At 75.1% G+C, this 2,628-nt stretch carries 4 protein-coding genes; all 4 read right to left on the bottom strand.

All coding sequences use genetic code 11. The annotated features are described in order from the left end of the window. Positions 1-1,078: hypothetical protein (locus tag OZN99_RS29350; RefSeq protein WP_270938755.1), on the bottom strand; the 1,078-nt coding region annotated here is incomplete at its 3' end. Positions 1,079-1,217: 139 nt separating this feature from the next. Continuing rightward, a complete protein-coding gene (locus OZN99_RS29355) occupies positions 1,218-1,649 on the bottom strand; it encodes a hypothetical protein (RefSeq protein WP_270938756.1) in 432 nt (143 codons plus the stop codon). Beyond that, complete coding sequence (locus OZN99_RS29360; RefSeq protein WP_270938757.1) at positions 1,646-2,068, bottom strand: MerR family transcriptional regulator; 423 nt, start codon at positions 2,066-2,068, stop codon at positions 1,646-1,648. Before OZN99_RS29360 ends, OZN99_RS29355 begins: the two co-directional genes overlap by 4 nt. Beyond that, positions 2,065-2,628: HAD-IC family P-type ATPase (locus OZN99_RS29365; RefSeq protein ID WP_270938758.1), on the bottom strand; the 564-nt coding region annotated here is incomplete at its 5' end. The genes OZN99_RS29365 and OZN99_RS29360, both read right to left, overlap by 4 nt.

The following is a 2,628-nucleotide window of genomic DNA, read 5'->3' on the forward strand; positions in this document are numbered from 1 at the left end:
CCGCGACGCGGCGCTCCAGGTCGGCATTCGCCCGGGCCAGCGCGCGCTGGCGCCGCGCGACGGCCAGCGCGAGGAGCAGCAGCAGCGCGGAGGAGCCCGCCGCCAGCGCCGCCTGCGGCACCAGGGAGCGGCTCCAGGCGGCGGCGATCACGGCGCGGTCCCTGCCGGCGAAGGCGTAGATCGGCCAGTCGCCGCCCACCCGGCGGTAGGCGGCCACGCGCTCCACGCCGTCGACGCTGGAAACCGCCCGGATCGTCGCCCGCGCCTCGCCGCGGGCCATCACGGCCATCATCGGGCTGCCGGAGGAGATCCGCGCACCGTCCGGCGGTCGGGCGCCGAAGCCGACGGAGCGCGCCAGCAGCGCGCCGTCGGTCCGCACCAGCGTCACCACGTCGCCCGGTGCGGTCCCGAGCGCGGCGAGGGCAGGATTGACGTGGTCGAGATAGACGGACGCGTTGACGACGCCGTCATAGCCGCCCGGCGTCGGCGGGTTGCCGGTGCGGCTGCGGCGCGCCGAGATCGCCAGGAACGGCCGGCCCGTCGTGCTGCCGGTGAGAACCTGGCCGACATGCACCCAGGGCGCGTCCGGGCCGCGCAGCGCCTGGTTGAACTCGCGCCGGACCAGGAGCGGGCTGGGCGGCGGGACGGGGAGCAGGTTGCTCGACACCAGCGGGGCGCCGTCCCGGTCGTAGACGAAGACGTAGAAGGCTTCCCGCTCGGCCGGCTCCCGCTCCGCGGCCGCCGCACGCAGCGCGGCGTGAAGCTCGGGCTCGCGCAGGCGGATCTCCGCATCGGACAGGCCGGCGAGGACGTCGTTCGCGCGGTCGATCCGCAGCACCTGGGCTTCCAGCAGGCGCCGCCCGTACTCGGCGGCGGCATCCGCGGTGCGGGTCACCTCCGCCGCCGCGCTGGTCCAGGCGGCGTCCCAGGACAACCAGACGGAGATCCCGAAGGTGACGATCGGCGCGAGGACCGCCGCGACCAGCGCCACGCTGAAGGCCACCGCTGGCCGCGGCCGCGGCGAGGCCGGCGGGGTCGCCGGGTCAAGCACGGGCCGCGCGACGGTCAATTCGTTCAAGTGCTCGATCCAGGATCGCTCGGCACGAGTGGCCAGAGCTATAGCGGGCCCAAGGCGCGGTCTTGGCGATTCAATTCTCGGCGATCCGGTGGCGCGACGGAACCCGTTGCCGCTTCAACCGGCATGCACCCGCGAGGGGCTACTCCGCCGCGGTCTCGGCCCGTCTCGCCGCCCCCGGCGCGGGCGCACCCCGCGCCAGCCAGCGCCAGACACCGAACAGGTTCAGGGCGAGCAGGACGAGATTGGTGAGGCCGAGCTGGGTTTCCTGTTCCAGCTGCGCGGCGGCGAGCCAGCTTGCCGAGCCCGCGGCCAGCGCCGCGAAGCCCCAGCCGGTGAAGCGCCGGCCGAGATCCGCCGCGGTCATGCCGGCGCCGAGCAGGGTGCCGGCGGTGGCCAGCCACTTGAACAAGTCCGGCAGTGTGACATCGAACGGCATCGCGCGTCCCGGGACCGGCGGCCGAGGAATGCCGGGCGCCGCGCGGGAGGCCAACGCCGTGGCGATGCGGCCGTTGCCTCGGTCAGCGATCCGGTCGCCGGCCAGCGCGATGCAGGCCGGTGACCGGATCGTCACGCGGCGGCGTTCCCCTCCAGCTCGGCCAGGATCGGGCAGTCCGGCCGGTCGTCGCCGGAGCAGTGCTGCGCCAGGTGCCGCAGGCTGCCGGCCATGGCGTTCAGCGCCGCCGCCTTCGCCTCCAGCGCCTCGACATGGGCCAGCGCCAGGCGCTTCACCTCGCCGCTGGCACGCGAGCGGTCGCGCCACAGCGCGAGCAGCTTGCGGATGTCCTCGAGCGGGAAGGCCAGGTCGCGCGCATGGCGGATGAAGCGCAGCACGGCGACGTCCGAGGCACCGTAGCTGCGGTATCCGTTCGCGCGGCGCTCCGCCTCGATCAGGCCGATCGACTCGTAGTGGCGGATCATCTTGGCCGAGACGCCGGAGCGCGCCGCGGCCTCGCCGATGGTCATGCCGCGGTCGCCGCGGGTGCGGGTCATGCCGTGGGCTGCCCCGCGCTCCGCGCCGGCCGCCAGCGGGCGAGCAGCAGCGCATTCGCCACCACGCAGACCGACGACATCGCCATCGCCGCCCCCGCCAGAGGGGGCGAGAGAAAGCCGAGCGCCGCCAGGGGCAGGCCCAGCAGGTTGTAGCCGAACGCCCATGCGAGATTCCCCTTTACCTTCCCGTAGGTCCGCCGCGTGATGTCCAGCGCGGCAGGAACCAGACCCGGATCGCCGCGCATCAGGGTCACCCCTGCCGCGGCGATCGCCACATCCGTGCCGGTGCCCATGGCGATGCCGAGATCGGCCGCCGCCAGCGCCGGCGCGTCGTTGACGCCGTCGCCGACCATGGCGACGCGCGCGCCTTCCCGCTTCCAGGCCGCCACCTGGGCCGCCTTGCCGTCGGGCAGGATCTCCGCCGCGACGCGCCGGATGCCGAGCCGCTCGGCTGCCGCCTGCGCCGCCGGGGCGACGTCGCCGGACAGCATCGCGACCTCCACGCCCATGGCGCGCAGCGCGGCCACGGCCTCCTCCGCGCGGGGCTTCGGCGCGTCCTC

This window comes from Falsiroseomonas oryzae, assembly GCF_027856955.1.
In the GTDB taxonomy this organism is placed as follows: Bacteria; Pseudomonadota; Alphaproteobacteria; order Acetobacterales; family Acetobacteraceae; genus Falsiroseomonas; species Falsiroseomonas oryzae.